Raw genomic sequence first — 18,160 nt, forward strand, 5'->3', positions numbered from 1 at the left:
ACGCAGGCCCCCTTCGGCCTGTCCGGACGGTGGCTGGGGTGGTGTTCGTTCGGGTGCCGTTCAGAACAACTTGTGCAAGGCGGCCGCGATGTCGGCCACCTCCGTCAGCCGGCTTTCCGTGACGCTGATGACCAAGTCGTACGCGATGTCCTGGTCGACCTCGTCGAGCTGAGCGATGGTGACGGCATGATTCTGGAGCAGGAAGGTGATCGACACGATCCAGCCGATCCGCTTGTTGCCGTCCACGAACGGGTGGTTGTTGACCAGTGAGTGCAGCAGTGCCGCCGCCTTGGTCCACAGGTCGGGGTAGGCGTCTTCCCCGAACACGCTCGTCTGCGGCCGGGCCACGGCCGACTCGACGAGGCCGGCGTCCCTGATCCCAACGCCGATCTTGCGGGCGATGCTCGCCACGTCAGCGAGCGTGGGGTAACGGATCTCCGTCATCACTCCGCCAGGCGAGCGAGCAGTGTGGCGTGGCGTTCGATGATCTCGTCGGCGAGGTCGCCGAACTCCTTGGCGTTCCGCCGGGCCAGGTAGTCGTCGATCGCGGTGACGACGACGGCGTGCATCGACCGTGCCTCTTCGTCCGCAACGAGACGGAGTCGCCGTTCGCGGTCGTCGTCAAGTCGCAGCGTCATGGCCATGCCGAAAATGGTAGCAGGAGTGCTACCAAGATCCGCTAGAGTTGGTCGGCGGGGTGCGGGGCGATCATGCCCTGCTTCGTCCTGGTCGCGCACAGCTCGGCCAGCCGCTCGTAGGCGGCAGCGCCGATCAGCGCGGTCAGCTCCGGGGAGTACGACAGGTACATCGGCTCGGTGCCGACGTGCGCGTCTGTCGAGGAGGTGCACCACCAGTCCAGGTCGTGCCCGCCGGCTCCCCAGCCCCGCCGGTCGAACTCGGACAGGGTGGAGACCAGCACCTTGCTGTTGTCCGGTCGCTTCACCCAGTCCTGATCGCGGCGGATCGGCAGCTGCCAACAGACGTCCGGCTTGTATTCCAACGGGTGCACCCCGTCGCGCAGCGCCTGGGCGTGCAGGGCGCAACCGCCCCCGCCGGCGAAGTCGGCGTCGTTGAGGAACACGCACGGACCGTCGGCGCCCTGGGTGGCCGTGCGGCGGGCCGGGTTCTTGCCGTCGATGGTGTCCTCGTCGGTCCAGTTCTTGAACCCGCGCCGGAAATGCTGCCAGGTCGACGGGGTGAGTCGCCGGACGGCGTTGCGAACCCGCTTCTCGTCGTCCGAGTCGGTGAAGAACGCCCCGTGCGAGCAGCAACCGTCGGCGGCCCGGCCGGCGATGATGCCGTGGCAGCCCTTGCCGAAGATGCAGGTCCAGCGGGAGAGCAACCAGGTCAGGTCGGCCCGGATCAGGTGCGTCTCGTCGGCCGGGTCGGTGAACTCGATCCACTCCCGAGGGAAGTCCAGGGGCACCTCGCGACTGCGCGGGTCACCCGGGTCGTCCACCAGCACACGGAGCTCCATCGTCACTCGGCCCAGCGTACGCGCGGTCACGTCCGCAGGCCGGTGAGCCGCGCAAACGTGTTGCGCCTAGGGTCTTCACCATGCGACTGGGTGTCCTCGACGTCGGATCCAACACGGTGCATCTCCTTGTGGTGGACGCGCACCACGGTGCGCACCCGTGGCCGGCGCACTCCGAGAAGGTGGTGCTCCGGCTGGCCGAGCAGATCGGCCCCGACGGCGCGCTGACCGAGGCGGGCGCGGACGGCCTGGTCAAGGCGGTGGGCATGGCCAAGGCGGCGGCCACCGGGTTGGCGGCCGACGACCTGATCGCTTTCGCCACGTCCGCGGTGCGCGACGCCACCAACGCGGCCGAGGTGCTGGCCCGGGTCCGGGACGAGACCGGCGTACGCCTGGCGGTGCTCTCCGGGGCGGACGAGGCGCGGATGACGTTCCTGGCGGTACGGCGGTGGTTCGGCTGGTCGGCGGGCCGCCTGCTGGTGCTGGACATCGGTGGCGGCTCGTTGGAGATCGCCGCCGGCATCGACGAGGACCCGGACGTCGCGGTCTCCCTGCCACTCGGGGCCGGTCGGCTGACCCGCGAGCGGCTGCGGGTCGATCCAGCCAGTGCGGCCCCGCCGTCGGCGGAGGCCGTCGACAAGCTCCGCGAGTACGTGGACGGCCGGCTGGACAAGGTCGTCGACCAGATGACGGAGGTGGGCTGGGGCCGGGCGGTGGGCACCTCGAAGACGTTCCGCACCCTGGCCCGACTGGCCGGGGCGGCCCCGTCCGGCTCCGGGCTGTGGGTGCGACGCAGCCTGACCCGGGCCGGCTTGCGGCAGGTCATCGGTTTCATCCGGCACATCCCACCGGCGCAGTTGATGGAGCTGGAGGGGGTCAGCGCGGGTCGGGCCCACCAGTTGCTGGCCGGTGCCGTGGTCGCCGAGGCGGTGATGCGCCGCCTGGATCTGGACTCGCTGGACATCTGCCCGTGGGCGCTGCGGGAGGGTGTCATCCTCCGCCGCCTCGATCAACTGGAGCCGATCTGATCCGGCGGCCGTTTTCGGTCGATTTGCCGGCGCTCGTCACGATGCCCCCGGCGCTGCCGGGCTACGCTGGCTGATGTGACTTCCCGCGTTCCCGTGCTCCTGTCCAGCTCGTCGGTCTTTCCCGAGCCGACCGCGGCGGCGTTCCAACTGGCCGCGGCGCTCGGCTACGACGGCGTCGAGGTGATGGTCTGGACCGACGTGGTCAGCCAGGACGCGGGCGCTCTGCGCGGCCTCTCCACGCACTACGACGTGCCGGTGCTCTCGGTGCACGCGCCCTGCCTGCTGGTTACCCAGCGGGTGTGGAGCCCGGACCCGTGGGAGCGCCTGCGCAAGGCCGCCGAGCTGGCCGAGACGCTGGGCGCGCCGACCGTAGTGGTGCACCCACCGTTCACCTGGCAGCGCGACTACGCGCGCAACTTCGCCGAGGGTCTGGCCACCGTCGCGGACCGGTTCAGCGGGCTGCGCTTCGCTGTGGAGAACATGTACCCGGTGCGGATGGCGGGCCGGCAGTTCGTCCCGTATGTGCCCGGCTGGGATCCGACCGACGCCGGCTACCCGTCGTACACCCTGGATCTGTCGCACTGCGCGGCGTCGCACAGCGACCCCCTGGAGATGGCCGACCGGATGGGCGCCGGGCTGGCGCACGTACACCTCGGCGACGGCACCGGCGAGGGCCGCGACGAGCACCTGGTGCCCGGGCGCGGCACCCAGCCCTGCGGGGAGCTGCTCTCCTCGCTGGCCGGCCGGGGTTTCACCGGGGCGGTGGCGGTGGAGGTCGCCACCCGGGGCGCGAAGAGCCGCGCGGTGCGCGAGGCGGACCTGCGCGCCGCGCTGGAGTTCGCCCGCCAGCACCTGACCGCGTCGTCACCGGTCGACGCCTGACCCGTCCGCCCACGATCGGGCGGCAACGGTGTCAGCTGACCGGTGAGAGGGAATCGGCGGCGGAGGTCGGCTGCGGGGCGACAGTGACCTGCTCGCCGACCGCCGCCCGCTTGCGAGCCCGGTGCGCGGCGACGTGCGAGCGGGTGGCGCAGCGCTCCGAGCAGAACCGCCGGCAGCAGTTCGACGACGTGTCCAGGTAGACGTTGCCGCACCGCTCGTCGGCGCAGACCCCGAACCGGGCGCTGCCGTACTCGCAGAGCCAGACCGACAGCCCCCAGACCGCGCCGGCCAGATATTCGGCACTGACCGAGGCGCCCCGACTGGTCACGTGCATGTGCCAGTCGCTGGAGTCGTGCCCGGAGATGCGCGGCTGCACCGGGAACGCCTCGAGCAGCGCGTTCAGCTCGGTGACCGCCTGGGCGTCCCGCCCCGAGGTGCCGTACTCGAAGACGTCGCGCAACCGTTTCTGCGCCCGGCGGAAAATCGCCACGTCCCGGTCCGCGACCTCGTCGCGCATCCAGGCGTTCTCGTCGGGGAAGAGGGCCCGCAGGTCGTCGAGGTCGTCCAGGCGGGCGTTGACCAGGTCAACGCCGGTCCGGGCGTACGCGTCGAAGTTCACGCCCCCAACGGTAGACGACTCAGCGGTTGCGCGGCGCGTCGATGTAGTGCGGCAGGAAGCGCGCGTAGCCGTCGGTGATCAGACTCGCGCTCTCCCGCACACCCACGCCGGCCGATTCGCCGTCGACGATCCAGCTGCCCAGCACCATCCGGTTGCCGGCGAACTGCGGCAACGCCCGGAACTCCTGGTAGCACCAGCCCTCGTCGCCGTAGATCCCCGGGTTGGTGATCTCCTCATCGGCGGTGACGATACGCACCGATCCGCCCTCGCGGCCGAGCAGCGGCTTGGCGACGTACTCCCGCATGCCGCGCGGCGAGTCGAGGTACGCCGGGAGCAGGTACTCGTGGCCGGGGTACAGCTCCCAGAGGACCGCGAGCAGCGCCTTGTTGGAGAGCAGCAGCTTCCAGGCCGGCTCGATCCAGGTGGTCGGGGTGCCCGGGGCCAGGGCCGCCGGCCCGTACGGCTCGGCCAGCATCCACTCCCACGGGTAGAGCTTGAAGCAGGTGGTCACCGGGTTGTCGTCGGCGTCGACGAAGCGTCGGCCGTCCCAGCCGATCTCCTGGATGGGTTGGAGCTCGACGCTCAGGCCGGCCTGTCGGGCGGTCTCGGCGAGGTACCCGGCGGTCATGTGGTCCTCGCCGGACTCCTCCTCGTTCGACCAGAGCACGTGCACCCGGGGGTCGTGCAGCCCCGCCCCGATCTTGGCCCAGGCGCCGACCAGCCGCTCGTGCAGGCTGTTCCACTGGTCCAGCTCCGGCCGGGTCTGCTCCAGCCAGTACCACTGGATGATGCTCGCCTCGACCAACGCGGTGGGGGTGTCCGCGTTGTACTCCAACATCTTCGGAGGCCAGGTGCCGTCGTACGCGAGGTCGAAGCGCCCGTACAGGGTCGGTGGCGCCTCCCGCAGCGACCGGGCCACCGCCTCGGCCGCCCACTCCGGGATGCCGAACTCGGCGTACCGGCGCTGCGCCACCACGTGCTCGGCGGCGGCCACCGACATCCGGTGCAGTTCCTCGGTGGCCTCCTCCAGGCGCAGCACCTCGTCCAGGTCGAAGGCGTACGCGGCGGTCTCGTCCCAGTACGACATGATCCCGCCGTCGGGCAGCTCGGTGTCGACGTAGACCAGCCCCTGCGACCGGATGGTGGCGTCCCAGTCGGGGCGCGGCGTGACCGTCTCGCGGCGCACGTCAGCCGCCGCAGGCGGCGAGGTGGGTGCCGAATCCACCGCGTTCGGGCAGGGCGGCGGTGGTCGGCTCCGGGGCGGTGCGACCGGCGGCCGGGTCGGTGACGCGCATCGCCAGCGCGACGGTGTCGCCGCCGCCGACCGGCCCGAGGGCGCAGTCGTCGTCATCGTCGTCGTCCGAGGTCATGTTGCAGCCGGAGAGGGCGAGCGCGAGAGCGGTGAGCGCGCCGAGCTGCACGGAGGCCGAGCGGAGTCGGCGGCGGGGGCGTTGGTCCACGGCATCGTTGTAGCCGATCGACGCCACCGCCGCCGCCCCGCCCCCGGGCCGAGGTGCCCCGGCCGCCCCTCGGCGGGGCCCCTGGCAGGGGCGTTACGCTCGGCTCATGCTCCGTTCCGTCATCCTCGCCGCCTCCCGGTCATCCCAGGTCGAGCGGCTCGTCGCGACTGCCCCGTACACCCGGGACGTCGTCCGCCGGTTCGTCGCCGGCGACGCCACCGACGACGCGTTGCGCGCGACCCGCGGGCTCGTCGACGACGGCCTCGCGGTCACCCTCGACCACCTCGGTGAGGACACCGTCCGCCCCGAGCAGGCCACCGCCACCCGGGACGAATACCTGAAACTGCTGAAGATGCTCGGCGCCGCTGGGCTCACCCCGGCCGCCGAGGTGAGCGTGAAGCTCTCCGCCCTCGGCCAGATGTTCGACGAGCAGTTGGCGTACGACAACGCGCGGGCGATCTGCGCGGCGGCCGACGCGGCGGGCACCACTGTCACCCTGGACATGGAGGACCACACCACCACCGACTCGACGTTGGAGGTGCTGAGCCGGCTGCGCAAGGACTTCCCGTCGACCGGCGCGGTGCTCCAGGCGTACCTGCGGCGGACCGAGTCGGACTGCCGGGAGCTCTCCTCGGCCGGGTCGCGGGTGCGGCTGTGCAAGGGCGCCTACAAGGAGCCGGAGTCGGTGGCGTACCAGTCGGCCCGTGAGGTGGACAAGTCGTACGTGCGCTGCATGAACATCCTGATGTCCGGCGACGGTTACCCGATGCTGGCCACCCACGACCCGCGGATGATCGCCATCGGTGAGGACCGGGCCCGGTGGTTCGACCGGGGTCCCGAGCGTTTCGAGTTCCAGATGCTCTACGGCATTCGCCCCGAGGAGCAGGCCCGGTTGGCCGGGGACGGCTACACCGTGCGCACCTACGTCCCGTACGGGGACGAGTGGTACGGCTACCTGATGCGCCGGCTCGCCGAGCGCCCCGCCAACCTGGTCTTCTTCGGCCGTGCCCTGATCTCCAAGAAGTAGTTCCTCCGGTTCGGCGAAACGGGCCGGCGGCGACCCCTCGGGTCACCGCCGGCCCGTTTCCGGTATCCGGCTTGCCAACGTTGGCTAAGTGACTTAGCTTTAAGGCTATGACAACTAGCCAGGTGCGGCGGGGCGGCGGACACATCGCGTACGAGGTGCAGGGCGAGGGGCCGTTGGTGGTCCTCGCGCACGGCATGGGCGAGAACAGGGCGAGCTTCCGGCACCTCGTGCCGCTGTTGGTGGCCGCCGGTCACCGGGTCGCCTCGGTCGACGTCCGGGGCCACGGCGAGTCCAGCGCCAGCTGGCCCACGTACGCCCCGGCGGAGGTGGGCGCGGACCTGCTGGCCGTGGTCCGCGACCTCGATGCCGGCCCGGCCGTGCTGGTCGGCAGCTCGTCCGCCGCTGCGGCGGTGGTCTTCGCCGCCACCGACGCGCCCGAGCTGGTCACCGGCATCGTGCAGATCGGCGCGTTCGTCGGTCAGCCGAAGCTCAACCCGCTGCTGCGGATGGCGATGTGGTCCGTGCTGCACAGCCCTCGACTGTTCGGGATGTTCCACAACACACTGTTCCCGGTGCACCGACCAGCCGACGACGCCGCGTACCGCCGCTCGATGGTGGCCAACCTGCGCGAGCCCGGTCGGATGGCCGCGACGCGCGGCGTGATCGCACCGGCCGAGCCGCATTGGACCGCCCGCGCCCCGCAGGTGCGGCAACCGGTGCTGGTGCTGATGGGGTCCAAGGACCCGGACTTCCCCGACCCGGGAGCCGAGGCGCGGGCCGCCCGGCGGCTCTTCGGCACCGCCGAGGCCCGGATGATCGAGGAGTCCGGCCACTACCCGCACGCCGACCGGCCGCAGCGCACCGCCGAGGAACTGCTCGGCTTCCTGGCGGTGTGCGCCGGTGCCTAGGGTCGGCCTCAACCAGCAGACCGTCGTACGGGAGGCGGCCCGGCTGGCCGACGAGGTCGGCTTCCAGCAGCTCACCCTCGCCGCGCTCGCCAGCCGGCTCGGGGTGGCGCTGCCCAGCCTCTACAAGCACGTGCGCGGGGCGGACGCGTTGGCCCAGAAGCTGGCCGTCCTGGCCACCGCCGAGCTGGCCACCGAGATGACCACCGCCGCCGTCGGCCGCTCCGGTGGCGACGCGCTCCGGGCCCTGGCGGACGCCTACCGTGACTACGCCCTCCGGCACCCCGGCCGCTACCCGGCGACGCAGCGGGTGCCCGACCCGGCCGACCCGGAACACGTCGAGGCGGGCGAACGCGCCGTCGGTGCCATCTTCGCGGTGCTGCGCGGGTACGGGCTAACCGACGACGACGCGGTGGACGCGACCCGGGCCCTGCGCAGCGCCCTGCACGGCTTCGTGACCCTGGAGGCCGCGGGCGGCTTCGGTCTGCCCCGCGATATCGACCGCTCGTACCACCAGTTGGTCGCGAGCATGGACATCTCGTTTCGCTCCTGGCCGCGCACCGGCGGGTGAGCGAGCGGCCGGGCCGATCGGCCCGGGGCGGCCTCGTCGCATCCAGGTAGTGGTCGTACCCTTCGGCGGGTGACTGACGAGGTGCAGCAGCCAGCACCACGGCGGCTCTGGCCGCTGTGGACGGTGCTCGTGGTGGTCCTCCTGCTGCTGGGCTGCGGCCTGCCGGCGGCGCTCGTCGTCGGAGTGATCCGGGAGACAGGCTCGCGCCCCACTGTCAGCCGGGTCGGCTCCTCGGCGGCCGACGACCCGGCCACCGCCGTGGCCCGCGGGCTGTCCGACCGGATCACCGCCCAGCTCCACCGGCAGTCCGCGGCACTCCTCGGCGGCGACCGCGCCGGTTTCCTCGCCGTCGCCGATCCCGCCGCCCACAACGACCTGCGCCGACGCTTCGCCGCGTTACGCGAGCTCAAGGTGACCGGCTGGCGCGCCGAGCCGAGTGGCCTGCCCGTGCCGATCATCGGAAAGCCCGGCGAGTGGCGGCTGCTGGTGCGCTTCCAGTACTGCTTCGTCACGCCGAACTGCCGGCCCAGCCCGGTGCTGATCGGCACCCGGTGGCGGGAGAACGGCGACCAGCCCCGGATGGTCGCCATGGAGGAATCCAAGTCGGTGGAGACCGGCACGCGACCGTGGGAGATCAGCGACCTGGCGGTCGCCATCGGCGCGCGGACCATCGTCGCCACCACCCCGGCGCTGCGCGGCAAGCTGCCCGGCCTGCTCGCCCAGGCCGAGGCGGCGGCGAAGGTCGCCGACGGGTACGCGGTGACGGGCTCCCCGCCGGACCGATACCGGGTCTTCTACGCCGGGCGCACCGAGTGGCAGCGTTGGTACGGCGGGGAGCGCCCGGAATGGACCGGCGGGTACGCGGTCACCGTGGGCGGCGGCCACCACGAGGTGGTGCTCAACGCCGAAGGGCTCTCCAACAGCGGCACCGACGACCTGCTGCGGCACGAGCTGACCCACGCGGCGTCGTTGCCGGAGCGCGGCTACCCGGGCAAGCTCACCTGGTGGTTGGTCGAGGGCCTGGCCGAGTTCGCCGGTGCCGGCGGCCAGGCGGTCGACCGGTACGAGGGGATCGCGGACGTGCGCAAGATGGTCCGGGGCGGCTGGGACGGCAAGTTGGAGGGCGTCAACCCAGCCGACGATGCCTCCGCCGAACGGGTGGCCGCCAGCTACGGCATCGGCTACCTGGCCGTCCGGCACCTCGTCGACCGGTACGGGCCGCTGCGGCTGCTCACCTTCTTCAAGACCGTGGTGCACGACGGCAGGACCATCGACGCGGCCTCCGAGAAGGCGTTCGGTGAGCAGTGGTCGACGCTGCACGACGAGTGCGTGGCGTATGTCCGCGCCACCGCCGCCTGACGCAGCTCGGAGGCGGTGCGGCGGTGCGCCGTACCATCGATGGGTGCGCCGTCCTCAGTCGTCACGGCCCGCCAGCACCATGCGGCCCCGCCTGCTCATCGCCCTGACCGCCGTCGTCGTCCTCACCGCCACCACCGCCGCCTCCTGCGGCGACGAAGGCCCCGATCTCGCGCTGGCGTCGGCCGCCCGCAACCCGGTCACCGAGGTGATCGACGCACCCGCCACGGTGACCGCCCGCGCCGCCGCCACCCTCACCGCTCCCGCCGACGGCACCCTGTCCGGCCTGCGCGTCCAACCCGGACAACGGGTCAAGCGCGGTCAGGTGCTGGCGGTGGTCGACTCACCGAGCGCGCAACAGCGTCTCCGTCAGGCCAAGGAGGCGCTGGCCGCCGCGAAGCGCGCCGGCCGGGGCGTCGGAGCGGGCAGCCTGACCAGCAGCCGGCGTGGCACCGACAAGGCCGCCGACGAGGCGTTCGACGCGGCCCGGAAGGCCGCCGAGAAGATCGCCGACCCGCAACTGCGCGACGCGCTACTTACCCAGGTGACGTCCGCGCAACGCCAGTACGCGGCCGCCGCGCGCAGCGCCGACCAGGCGGTCCGCGCGGTGCAGCGGGGGATCAACGGCTTGAGTTCGGCCGTCGGCGCGCTCTCCGCGGCGCAGCGGCTCCAGGCCCAGCAGGCGTACGACCTGGCGAAGGCGACAGTCGACGCGCTGACCCTGCGTGCCCCGATCGCCGGGGTGGTGCAGCCCGGCGGCACGCGGGCCGGCGGTGGCGCGAATGCCGGTCTGGCCGGGGTGTTGGAGCAGGCCGGCGGCGCCGGCCTCGACCCGTCCGTGCTGGCCCCCAGTCAGGGCGGTCCGCCGGCCGGGGTGGACGACGCCGTGGTGGTCGGTGGGCTGGTCACCGCCGGCGCGCCGGTGCTGACCGTGGTGGACACCGGGCAGTTGGGTCTGCTCGCCGAGGTGGACGAGACCGACGTGCTGCTGGTCAAGGCCGGCGTGCCGGCCACTGTCGAGTTGGACGCCGTCACCGGCGCCAGCTATGACGCCACCGTCCGCTCGGTCGACGTGCTGCCCACCAGCTCCGCGCAGGGCGGGGTCACCTACCGGGTCCGCCTCGCGCTGGGCGCCGGGAAGCTGGCCGAGGACGAGCCGGCCCCGACGCCCCGCCCCGGCATGAACGCGATCGTGCACCTGCGGGTACGCGAGGCCGTCGACGCGGTGACCGTCCCCGCGTCGGCGGTGTTCTCCGCCGACGGCCGGGACGCGGTCTGGGTGGTCCGTGACGGCAAGGCGGGCCGGGCGCCGGTGACAGTGGGCGTCCAGGGGTCCGACCTCGTGCAGATCCTCAACGGCGTGCAGCCCGGCGACCGGATCGTGGTGCGCGGTGCCGACCAGGTCCGCGACGGCCAGGAAGTCCAGTGACCGAACCCGCCGTCGCAGATCGGTCGGCAGGGGAGCGGGTTCCGGCCATCGAGGCGGTGGACGTGTCCCGGACGTACCAGCTCGACGGGGTGTCGGTGGAGGCGCTGCGCGGGGTGTCGCTCACCGTGCAGCCGGGGGACTACGTGGCCCTGGTCGGTCCGTCCGGCTCGGGCAAGTCCACCCTCATGCACCTCCTCGGCGGGCTGGACCGGCCCACCGGTGGTCGCCTGGTGATCGGCGGGCGGGACGTCAACGCCCTCGCCCCACCGGAGATGGCGACCCTGCGCAACGAGACGATCGGCTTCGTCTTCCAGGCGTTCCACCTGTTGCCGCGTACCTCGGCGGTGGAGAACGTGGCGTTGCCCCTGGTCTACCGGGGGGTGTCGGCCCGGCAGCGGAGGGAGCGGGCGGCGGCGATGCTGGGCCGGGTCGGCCTCGGGCACCGGCTGGATCACCGGCCCAACCAGATGTCCGGCGGTGAGCAGCAGCGGGTGGCGATCGCCCGCGCGCTGGTCACCGAGCCGACGGTGCTGCTGGCCGACGAACCCACCGGCAACCTGGACAGCGCCACCGGCGCCGCCGTGCTGGAGCTGTTGGAGCAACTGAACGCGGAGTCGGGGGTGGCGCTGGTGATGGTCACCCACGACCAGGAGGTGGCGGCCCGCGCTCACCGCCGGATCACCATGCGCGACGGGGTGGTCGTGGCGGACAGCGCCGACCCGCGCTCCGCTCATGATCGACCGCCGTCCGTTGATCACGGTCGACCTGCGACACTGGTCCCCGCTCCCAGCGCGGAGCCCCGGTCCGCGTCCGGAAGCGGTCCGGGGCACCCGTCCGGTGGCTCCGGTGGCGCCGCCGGAGCCACCGGGCGCCTTCCGCGCGAGGTCGAGCGGCCCGGAGGTACGACGTGAGAGTCGCCGAGGCGTGGCGGGTGGCGCTGGACGCCCTGCGGGCCAACCGGCTGCGTAGCGCGCTGACCATGCTCGGAGTGATCATCGGGGTGGCCTCGGTGGTGCTGCTGGTGGCCATCGGCACCGGCACCAAACAGAAGGTCGAGCAGCAGGTCGAGGGCCTCGGCTCCAACCTGCTGCTGGTCGTCCCCGGCCGGATCGAGGTGGGCAACGCGCCGGTCGTCTCGCCGCTGACCCTCAAGGACGTGGACGCCGTCACCCGGGTGGTCGGCGACCCAGATCGGGTGGCGGTCACCGTCGCCTCCGGGGCGACCGCGCGGGCCGGCGCCCGTTCCGACTTCACCACGGTGCAGGGCGTCCTGGAGACGACCCCGGCGGTGTTCACGCGCTCGCTGGCGCGGGGACGCTACCTCACCGGCACGGACGTGGACACCAGCCGACGGGTGGCGGTGCTCGGTGACTCGGTCGCCCGTGCGCTCTTCCCCGACCGGGACCCGCTCGGTCAGCAGGTGGCGCTGGCCGGGGTGCGGTTCCGGGTGATCGGAGTCTTCGCGCCCCTCGGGCAGAGCCTCGGCGTCGACCGGGACGACGAGGTGCACGTGCCGGTGACCGCCGCGCAACGACTCTGGGGCACCCAGCGGGTCGACGGCATCGCGGTGAAGGCGCCGGACCGGGAGCGGATCGACGAGCTGGGCGAACGGATCGTCGCCGAGCTGAACCGCCGCCACCCGGACACCGAGTTCAGCGCGGTCACCCAGCAGCAGATCCTCGGCGTGCTCGGCGACATCCTCGGTGTCCTCACCGGCGTGCTGGCGGCCATCGCCGGCATCTCGCTGCTCGTCGGCGGCGTCGGCGTCTCCAACATCATGCTGGTCAGCGTCCGGGAGCGGACCCGGGAGATCGGGCTGCGCAAGGCCGTCGGCGCGCGTCCCCGCGACATCGGCGTGCAGTTCCTGCTGGAGGCGGTGCTGCTCACCACGATCGGCGGGCTCACCGGGATGGCGCTGGGCGTGGGAACCGCACTGCTGGTCGACGCGCTGTCGCCAATTCCGGCGGCGATCACCTGGTGGTCGTTGGCGCTCGCCTTCGGCGTTTCGGCGGTGGTGGGCATCGTCTTCGGGGTGGTCCCCGCGCAGCGCGCCGGTCGCCTCGACCCGGTGGTCGCGCTGCGCACCGAATGAGCACCCGGACCAACCGGACGACGGACGCGCACGGGCGGATACCAGGAGCACGGATCGGGTGAACAGGCCACCGAAGCATGATCAGTTGCAGGAAGGGATCGCGCCGGTCACAACCGTCCCGCTACCGTACTGGTAACACGCGCGTCGTCGGCCCGGCCCGGAGCATCCGTCGGGTTGGCACGCGCCGGGCATGGGATGGGTCGGTGAGCCATGGCCGGGTCACAGTCCGACGGACGGCTGTCGGAGGTCAAGTTCCTGACCGTCGCGGAGGTGGCGACGGTCATGCGGGTGTCAAAGATGACTGTCTATCGCCTGGTGCACAGCGGTGAGCTCACCGCCGTCCGGGTCGGCCGGTCATTCCGGGTGCCCGAGCATGCGGTGCACGAATATCTCCGGGGTGCCTTTCAGGAGACCGCCTGAGCCACCGCCCCGCCCACCGATCGCCAGTTGACCGGCATCGGTGGGCGTAAGGAGTGAGCTTGCGGGCCGCGCTGTCGCGAACCAGAGGCGGCCGCGACGGGGGCGCGTTGGTCCGGCTGACGCCCTCCGGCTACCCTGGAGCCCGACCGAGACCCCACCGGTGCGCCCCGCCGCCCAGACTGGTCCGGTCCGTTGTCCGCAAGCGGTCGCCGTCGCCACCTGCGTGGTGTCATCCGGTCCGCCCCGCACGTTGTATCGAAAGGCTGTCGTATGGGCTCGGTGGTCAAGAAGCGCCGTAAGCGCATGGCTAAGAAGAAGCACCGCAAGCTGCTGCGCAAGACCCGCGTCCAGCGTCGCCGTCTCGGCAAGTGATCGCCGCCGGGCTGTCGGCCCGGCGTTCGGCGTCACTTGCCAAACTGTCGACCTCCGGAGGCTCAGGTGATCAGGCCGTGGTCGTCCCGGCTCGGTCCATCCTGCCGGCGTAGGTGCGTCAGATGACCCCCGGTGGCACCTCAGGTGCTCCGGGGGTCGTCGTCGTCACCGGAGTGGGCCGTTACCTGGGCGCCCACGTGGCGGCCCGACTGGCCGCCGACCCGCGCATCGAACGGGTCATCGGGGTCGACGCACCGGACTCCGGCAGCGAGTTCACCGACCTGCTGGACCGGGTCGAACGCATCCGCGTCGACAGCGGCTCCCTCGGTGGCCTCCTCGCCGACCTGGACGTCGACGCGGTGGTGCACCTCGCGCTGGTCACCTCACCCGATCCGGCGCATGGCGGCCGGTCCGCGATGAAGGACCAGAACGTCATCGGCAGCATGCAGATGCTCGCCGCCTGCCAGCGGGCACCTCGACTGCGAAAGCTCGTGGTCCGCTCGTCGACCGCCGCGTACGGGGTGTCGTTCCGGGATCCGGCGGTCTTCACCGAGGAGACCGAACCCCGCGAGGTGCCGCGCGGCGGTTTCGGCCGCGACATCCTCGACCTTGAGGGGTACGTGCGCGCCTTCCGCCGCCGCCGATCCGACGTCACCGCCACGGTGCTGCGCTTCGCCCCGTTCATCGGCTCGAACGCCGACACCACGTTGACCCGCTACTTCTCGCAGCCCTTCGTGCCGACCGTCTTCGGCCGTGACCCCCGCCTGCAGTTCCTGCACTTCGACGACGCGTTGGAGGTGCTGCACCGGTCGATCGTGGAGGACCATCCCGGCACGTACAACGTCGCCGGCCCCGGGGTGCTGTCGCTGTCCCAGGCGATCCGACGTGCCGGACGGGTCGCCGTCCCGGTGCTGGAGCCAGGTCTGTCCGGGGCCGCCGCGCTGGCCCGCACCATGGGCTTCGGCCGCTACGGCCTGGACCAGGTCGACCTCTTCGTGCACGGCCGGGTGGTCGACACCAGCCGGCTCGAGCAGGAGTACGGCTTCACGCCCCGGTCGACCGCCGAGGCGTTCGAGGACTTCATCCGGGCCCATCACGGTGGGGTGGTGGTCACCCGGGGTCAGCTGGCCGCCGCCGAGCAACTCGTCCTGGACGGCATCCGGCAGGTCCGTTCAGCGGTCCGGGAGCGGTCATCGTGAGCGCGAGGAGTGAGCCGGTCTTGCGAGCCCCGCAGCCGCGAACCGAGGCGGCATCATGAGTGGGCCGGAGGAGGGGCGCGACCCGCAGTCGGTCGGGCGTTTCGACGTACCGCAGCAGGTGCCCACGCCGGACGCGGAGCCGGCGCGGCGCAACGGACATCGACCGGCCGCGCAGGCCGCGCCGACCCCGACGGAACCGCCGGCCTCGACCACGCCGCCGGCCTCAGCCCCGACCCCGACCTCAGCCCCGACCTCGACCTCGACACCTTCCGACGAGGTCAACGCCGGGTTGCCCGGCGGCACCGAGCCTGCGGTGTCGGACCGGCCCGGGGACCACTGGGACCGCAAGGTCGCGAACGGGTTGGCGTTCCTGCGCCGGCGGCTCTCCGGTGACTACGAGGTCGACGAGTTCGGTTTCGACTCGGAGTTGACCGACGCGGTCTTCCACCCGCTGCTGCGGCTGCTCTACCGGGACTGGTTCCGCACCGAGGTCAGTGGGGTGGAGCACGTCCCCGTGGACGGGCCCGCGCTGGTGGTCGGCAACCACTCCGGGACCGTGGCACTGGACGCCCTGATCCTCTCGGCGGCGCTGCACGACAAGCATCCCGCCCACCGCTACCTGCGGCTGCTCGGCGCCGACCTGGTCTTCCGGATGCCGGTGGTGTCCGAGCTGGCCCGCAAGACCGGCGGCACGGTGGCCTGCAACCCGGACGCCGAGCGGCTGCTCGGCGGCGGCGACCTGGTCGGTGTGTTCCCCGAGGGCTTCAAGGGCATCGGCAAGCTCTACGCCGACCGCTACAAACTGCAACGCTTCGGGCGGGGCGGGTTCGTCTCGGCGGCGCTGCGCACCGGCACCCCGATCGTGCCCGTCGCCATCGTCGGCGGCGAGGAGATCTACCCGATGCTGGCCGACATCAAGCCCCTGGCGCGGCTGCTGAAGCTGCCCTACTTCCCGGTCACGCCGACGTTCCCGCTGCTCGGCCCGCTGGGCATGGTGCCGCTGCCCAGCAAGTGGCTGATCGAGTTCTGCCCGCCGATCCCCACCGCCCACCTGACCGACTCGGCGGACGACCCGCTGGTGGTCTTCAACCTCGCCGACCAGGTGCGGGAGACCATCCAACAGACCCTGCACACGCTGCTGGAGCGACGGCCTGACCCGTTCGGCCCATAGGGTCTCTCAGCCGGCGCGGCGGCGGCGCTGTAGGGCCAGGCCGGCAGTGACCGCGCCCGCGACCAGTCCGGCGGCCGCGGTCGACGGTACGGCGATCTTGACCGCTCGGCGGCCGGTGCGGAAGTCCCGCACCTCCCAGCCGTGCTGGCGGGCCTGCCGCAGCAGGACGCCGTCCGGGTTGACCGCCACCGCCCGGCCCACCGCCCAGAGCAGCGGCAGGTCGTTCGCCGAATCGCTGTAGGCCGCGCAGCGGAACAGGTCGAGCCCTTCCACGGCGGCGAGCTGGGTGACCGCCTCAGCCTTGGCCGGCCCGTGCATCAGGTCACCCACCAACCGCCCGGTGTACGCCCCGTCCAGCACCTCGGCCACCGTGCCGATGGCACCGGTCAGGCCGAGCCGGGCGGCGATCACCCGGCCGATCTCGACGGGGGCGGCGCTGACCAGCCAGACCCGCTGACCGGCGTCCAGGTGACGCTGAGCGAGCTGGTGGGTGCCGGCCCAGATCCGAGGGGCCATCATCTCGTCGAAGATCTCCTCGGCGAGGTGTTCGACCTCGTTGACCCGCCAGCCCTGAACGAAGGCCAGCGCCGCCTCCTTGGCCACTGACATGTCACCGGCGTGCTCCCGGGCCAGCAGCCGGAAGCGGAGCTGTTGCCAGGCGAATCGGGCCAGGTCCGCGGTTGTCACGTAGTTTCGGGAGGCGAGACCACGGGCGAACCAGTAGATCGACGCGCCCTGCATCATCGTGTTGTCCACGTCGAAGAACGCCGCAGCGGTCGGGTCGGGTGCGCTGACCGGGGCCAGGTCGGTCTCCGCCCAGGCTGCGGTGTGCCCCTCGGCGTCGGTGCTGACCGTCACCTTACGGCTACGCGCCACGCGAATCCCTTCCTCACCGGTACGACGGATGCTCCCCCGCGAGGGTATCCGCCGCAGACGGGCGACCGGCCGGGCACACAGCGAACTGTGGCGCGGCCGGTCGGACGTGCGGTATGGGGACGCGGGTCAGCGGGCCCCGGGGCAGGTGCTCGGGTTCGGCCCGAGAGCGTCGCTGGCGGTCGGTGCGGGCAGGCCGCAGGCGATCGCCGCGCGCAGGTCGTCCGAGCGTTCCCGGATGCTGTCCAGCAGAACCAGCGACCGCTGGGTCCGTTCCCGGTCGACCCGGGTGCTCCCGTCGAGCAGACCGCGTACGGCCCGGCGCTGGCTCGACACGAAGGTGTTGAGAGTGTCCAGGCTGCCCGGCTCGGCTCGCTGCACAGCGGCCGAGGTCAGCAGGCGTACGCCCTGCCGACTGTCGGCGTCCATGTCGTCGAGGACCGCGCTGTAGCCGATCCGGTCACCGCGCAGCTTGGCGGCTTCGCCGACTCTGGTCCGGGCGAAGTCCAGGAAGAGCTGGCCCCTGCTGATGTCGGAGCTGGCCAGAGCGAGCTGTGCCCGTTCGGTGGAGCGCTTCATGCCGTACAGCGCGTCACCGGGCACCGCGTTCTCGCTGGCGGCGGAGATCCCGGAGACGGCGATGGCCCCGGCGGCGATGCCGACCAGGATCGCACCCCGGGCTCGGGCCCGCCGTGCGGTGACCGCCGGCAGTAGCCGCCCGCGGGTGGTCGTGGCGGCCGGTTCGCTGACCGCCGCTGGTGCGCTGCCCAGCCCTTCCCGCTCGGCGGTTGCGAGCAGCATCGCCCGCAGGCCGGTACGGAAGTCCTGGTCCACCTCGACAGCCGGGGGGTCGACGCTGAGCCGCTGACCCACTGCGACGAGCGGCGCCAGTTGGCCGTCCACCCGGGATCGCACGTGGTGTCGTCGAGCGCCGTTGGCCTCGTCGAGAAGCTGCGCGAAACGCTCCGCGCGCCGGCGGGAGAAGAGGGTGTTGTCCACCGCAGGCACCTCCTCTCGCTGGTCACGGCCGGTCGGCCGCCGTCGTTGCCAGCGACCGGGCGGCAGTGTGACACCACGGAGGTGAGGTGCCGCCGGCATGCCGGTCGGACCTCGGTGACCCGGGCCTGCCGGGACATCCACCGGTCGCACCCGGAGAAACGCGGCGGACCGGGCACGGGTTACGGGCCTGGCGGGCCGGAAATTACAGAAAGTGATGGTCATCACCGGGCGGGACCGACTTTGAGCTGCGCGGACGTTGATCGACGCCCGTCGGTCCCGCCGT

General features: G+C 72.2%; 21 protein-coding genes. 13 read left to right on the plus strand and 8 right to left on the minus strand.

All coding sequences use genetic code 11. The annotated features are described in order from the left end of the window. Nucleotides 1–60: 60 nt before the first annotated feature. The 3 genes from FB453_RS12775 to FB453_RS12785 are packed head-to-tail and all read right to left on the minus strand — an operon-like array spanning nt 61 to nt 1,477. A complete protein-coding gene (locus FB453_RS12775) occupies nt 61–444 on the minus strand; it encodes a type II toxin-antitoxin system death-on-curing family toxin (protein ID WP_145790109.1) in 384 nt (127 codons plus the stop codon). Then, nucleotides 444–644 (minus strand): ribbon-helix-helix domain-containing protein, encoded by a 201-nt coding sequence (locus FB453_RS12780; protein WP_145790112.1) that lies wholly within the window; start codon nt 642–644, stop codon nt 444–446. Before FB453_RS12780 ends, FB453_RS12775 begins: the two co-directional genes overlap by 1 nt. 35 nt (nt 645–679) lie before the next feature. Continuing rightward, the gene (locus FB453_RS12785) at nt 680–1,477 is read right to left on the minus strand and encodes a DUF3109 family protein (RefSeq protein WP_145790390.1); all 798 of its coding nucleotides are present in this window, start codon (nt 1,475–1,477) and stop codon (nt 680–682) included. Between the two features lie 80 nt (nt 1,478–1,557). Between FB453_RS12785 and FB453_RS12790 the strand changes: the two genes are divergently transcribed. Together FB453_RS12790 and FB453_RS12795 are read left to right on the plus strand one after the other, a co-directional pair. Then, nucleotides 1,558–2,502, plus strand: coding sequence for a Ppx/GppA phosphatase family protein (locus FB453_RS12790; RefSeq protein ID WP_145790114.1), 945 nt, complete (start codon nt 1,558–1,560; stop codon nt 2,500–2,502). Nucleotides 2,503–2,577: 75 nt separating this feature from the next. Further along, nucleotides 2,578–3,384 carry a sugar phosphate isomerase/epimerase family protein gene (locus FB453_RS12795; RefSeq protein WP_112584230.1) on the plus strand — a complete coding sequence of 269 codons (807 nt, stop codon included), beginning with the start codon at nt 2,578–2,580 and terminating at the stop codon, nt 3,382–3,384. A 31-nt stretch (nt 3,385–3,415) separates the two neighbouring features. Here the strand turns inward: FB453_RS12795 and FB453_RS12800 are convergent, their stop codons facing one another. The 3 genes from FB453_RS12800 to FB453_RS12810 are packed head-to-tail and all read right to left on the minus strand — an operon-like array spanning nt 3,416 to nt 5,463. Continuing rightward, nucleotides 3,416–4,003: a CGNR zinc finger domain-containing protein gene (locus FB453_RS12800; protein WP_091402753.1), complete on the minus strand. Its 588-nt coding sequence runs from the start codon at nt 4,001–4,003 to the stop codon at nt 3,416–3,418. Between the two features lie 19 nt (nt 4,004–4,022). Continuing rightward, entirely contained in the window at nt 4,023–5,189 is a 1,167-nt protein-coding gene (locus FB453_RS12805) for a glutathionylspermidine synthase family protein (RefSeq protein ID WP_145790116.1), read from the minus strand. A 1-nt stretch (nt 5,190) separates the two neighbouring features. After that, nucleotides 5,191–5,463 (minus strand): hypothetical protein, encoded by a 273-nt coding sequence (locus FB453_RS12810; protein ID WP_225855034.1) that lies wholly within the window; start codon nt 5,461–5,463, stop codon nt 5,191–5,193. A gap of 106 nt (nt 5,464–5,569) precedes the next feature. On the opposite strand from FB453_RS12810, the gene FB453_RS12815 reads away from it, so the two are divergent. The 11 genes from FB453_RS12815 (at nt 5,570) to FB453_RS12865 (ending at nt 16,005) form a co-directional block, all read left to right on the plus strand. Then, nucleotides 5,570–6,490, plus strand: coding sequence for a proline dehydrogenase family protein (locus FB453_RS12815; protein ID WP_145790118.1), 921 nt, complete (start codon nt 5,570–5,572; stop codon nt 6,488–6,490). Between the two features lie 107 nt (nt 6,491–6,597). Beyond that, nucleotides 6,598–7,398, plus strand: a complete 801-nt coding sequence (locus tag FB453_RS12820) for an alpha/beta fold hydrolase (protein ID WP_145790120.1) — start codon at nt 6,598–6,600, stop codon at nt 7,396–7,398. Continuing rightward, nucleotides 7,391–7,966: a TetR/AcrR family transcriptional regulator gene (locus FB453_RS12825; protein WP_145790123.1), complete on the plus strand. Its 576-nt coding sequence runs from the start codon at nt 7,391–7,393 to the stop codon at nt 7,964–7,966. Before FB453_RS12820 ends, FB453_RS12825 begins: the two co-directional genes overlap by 8 nt. Before the next feature lie 69 nt (nt 7,967–8,035). Next, nucleotides 8,036–9,325: a hypothetical protein gene (locus FB453_RS12830; protein ID WP_112733583.1), complete on the plus strand. Its 1,290-nt coding sequence runs from the start codon at nt 8,036–8,038 to the stop codon at nt 9,323–9,325. 79 nt (nt 9,326–9,404) lie between these two features. Continuing rightward, a complete protein-coding gene (locus tag FB453_RS12835) occupies nt 9,405–10,751 on the plus strand; it encodes an efflux RND transporter periplasmic adaptor subunit (protein WP_486480262.1) in 1,347 nt (448 codons plus the stop codon). Continuing rightward, nucleotides 10,748–11,662 (plus strand): ABC transporter ATP-binding protein, encoded by a 915-nt coding sequence (locus FB453_RS12840; protein WP_145790128.1) that lies wholly within the window; start codon nt 10,748–10,750, stop codon nt 11,660–11,662. The genes FB453_RS12835 and FB453_RS12840 overlap by 4 nt, the downstream gene beginning before the upstream one ends. Next, entirely contained in the window at nt 11,659–12,843 is a 1,185-nt protein-coding gene (locus FB453_RS12845; RefSeq protein ID WP_091402733.1) for an ABC transporter permease, read from the plus strand. The genes FB453_RS12840 and FB453_RS12845 overlap by 4 nt, the downstream gene beginning before the upstream one ends. A gap of 210 nt (nt 12,844–13,053) precedes the next feature. Continuing rightward, nucleotides 13,054–13,263, plus strand: a complete 210-nt coding sequence (locus tag FB453_RS12850; protein WP_007465625.1) for a helix-turn-helix domain-containing protein — start codon at nt 13,054–13,056, stop codon at nt 13,261–13,263. A gap of 270 nt (nt 13,264–13,533) precedes the next feature. Then, the gene (locus FB453_RS12855; protein WP_007465623.1) at nt 13,534–13,635 is read left to right on the plus strand and encodes a 30S ribosomal protein bS22; all 102 of its coding nucleotides are present in this window, start codon (nt 13,534–13,536) and stop codon (nt 13,633–13,635) included. Nucleotides 13,636–13,757: 122 nt separating this feature from the next. Continuing rightward, nucleotides 13,758–14,834, plus strand: coding sequence for an NAD-dependent epimerase/dehydratase family protein (locus FB453_RS12860; RefSeq protein WP_145790131.1), 1,077 nt, complete (start codon nt 13,758–13,760; stop codon nt 14,832–14,834). A gap of 289 nt (nt 14,835–15,123) precedes the next feature. Further along, nucleotides 15,124–16,005: a lysophospholipid acyltransferase family protein gene (locus tag FB453_RS12865; RefSeq protein ID WP_112670362.1), complete on the plus strand. Its 882-nt coding sequence runs from the start codon at nt 15,124–15,126 to the stop codon at nt 16,003–16,005. 6 nt (nt 16,006–16,011) lie between these two features. Here the strand turns inward: FB453_RS12865 and FB453_RS12870 are convergent, their stop codons facing one another. Both FB453_RS12870 and FB453_RS12875 read right to left on the minus strand, forming a co-directional pair. Further along, entirely contained in the window at nt 16,012–16,881 is an 870-nt protein-coding gene (locus FB453_RS12870) for an HAD-IB family hydrolase (RefSeq protein WP_145790133.1), read from the minus strand. 126 nt (nt 16,882–17,007) lie between these two features. After that, a complete protein-coding gene (locus tag FB453_RS12875; protein WP_112584242.1) occupies nt 17,008–17,877 on the minus strand; it encodes a DUF5667 domain-containing protein in 870 nt (289 codons plus the stop codon). Between the last annotated feature and the right edge of the window lie 283 nt (nt 17,878–18,160).

It is taken from the genome of Micromonospora sp. CNZ322, assembly GCF_007827755.1.

What these genes read in the sequence shown, in the direction of transcription:
- FB453_RS12790 (WP_145790114.1), top strand. Translation starts at nt 1,558, where the DNA reads ATGCGACTGGGTGTCCTCGACGTCGGATCCAACACGGTGCATCTCCTT.
- FB453_RS12860 (WP_145790131.1), top strand. Translation starts at nt 13,758, where the DNA reads ATGACCCCCGGTGGCACCTCAGGTGCTCCGGGGGTCGTCGTCGTCACC.
- FB453_RS12850 (WP_007465625.1), top strand. Translation starts at nt 13,054, where the DNA reads ATGGCCGGGTCACAGTCCGACGGACGGCTGTCGGAGGTCAAGTTCCTG.
- FB453_RS12785 (WP_145790390.1), bottom strand. Translation starts at nt 1,477, where the DNA reads ATGGAGCTCCGTGTGCTGGTGGACGACCCGGGTGACCCGCGCAGTCGC.
- FB453_RS12775 (WP_145790109.1), bottom strand. Translation starts at nt 444, where the DNA reads ATGACGGAGATCCGTTACCCCACGCTCGCTGACGTGGCGAGCATCGCC.
- FB453_RS12855 (WP_007465623.1), top strand. Translation starts at nt 13,534, where the DNA reads ATGGGCTCGGTGGTCAAGAAGCGCCGTAAGCGCATGGCTAAGAAGAAG.
- FB453_RS12815 (WP_145790118.1), top strand. Translation starts at nt 5,570, where the DNA reads ATGCTCCGTTCCGTCATCCTCGCCGCCTCCCGGTCATCCCAGGTCGAG.
- FB453_RS12820 (WP_145790120.1), top strand. Translation starts at nt 6,598, where the DNA reads ATGACAACTAGCCAGGTGCGGCGGGGCGGCGGACACATCGCGTACGAG.
- FB453_RS12835 (WP_486480262.1), top strand. Translation starts at nt 9,405, where the DNA reads ATGCGGCCCCGCCTGCTCATCGCCCTGACCGCCGTCGTCGTCCTCACC.
- FB453_RS12780 (WP_145790112.1), bottom strand. Translation starts at nt 644, where the DNA reads ATGGCCATGACGCTGCGACTTGACGACGACCGCGAACGGCGACTCCGT.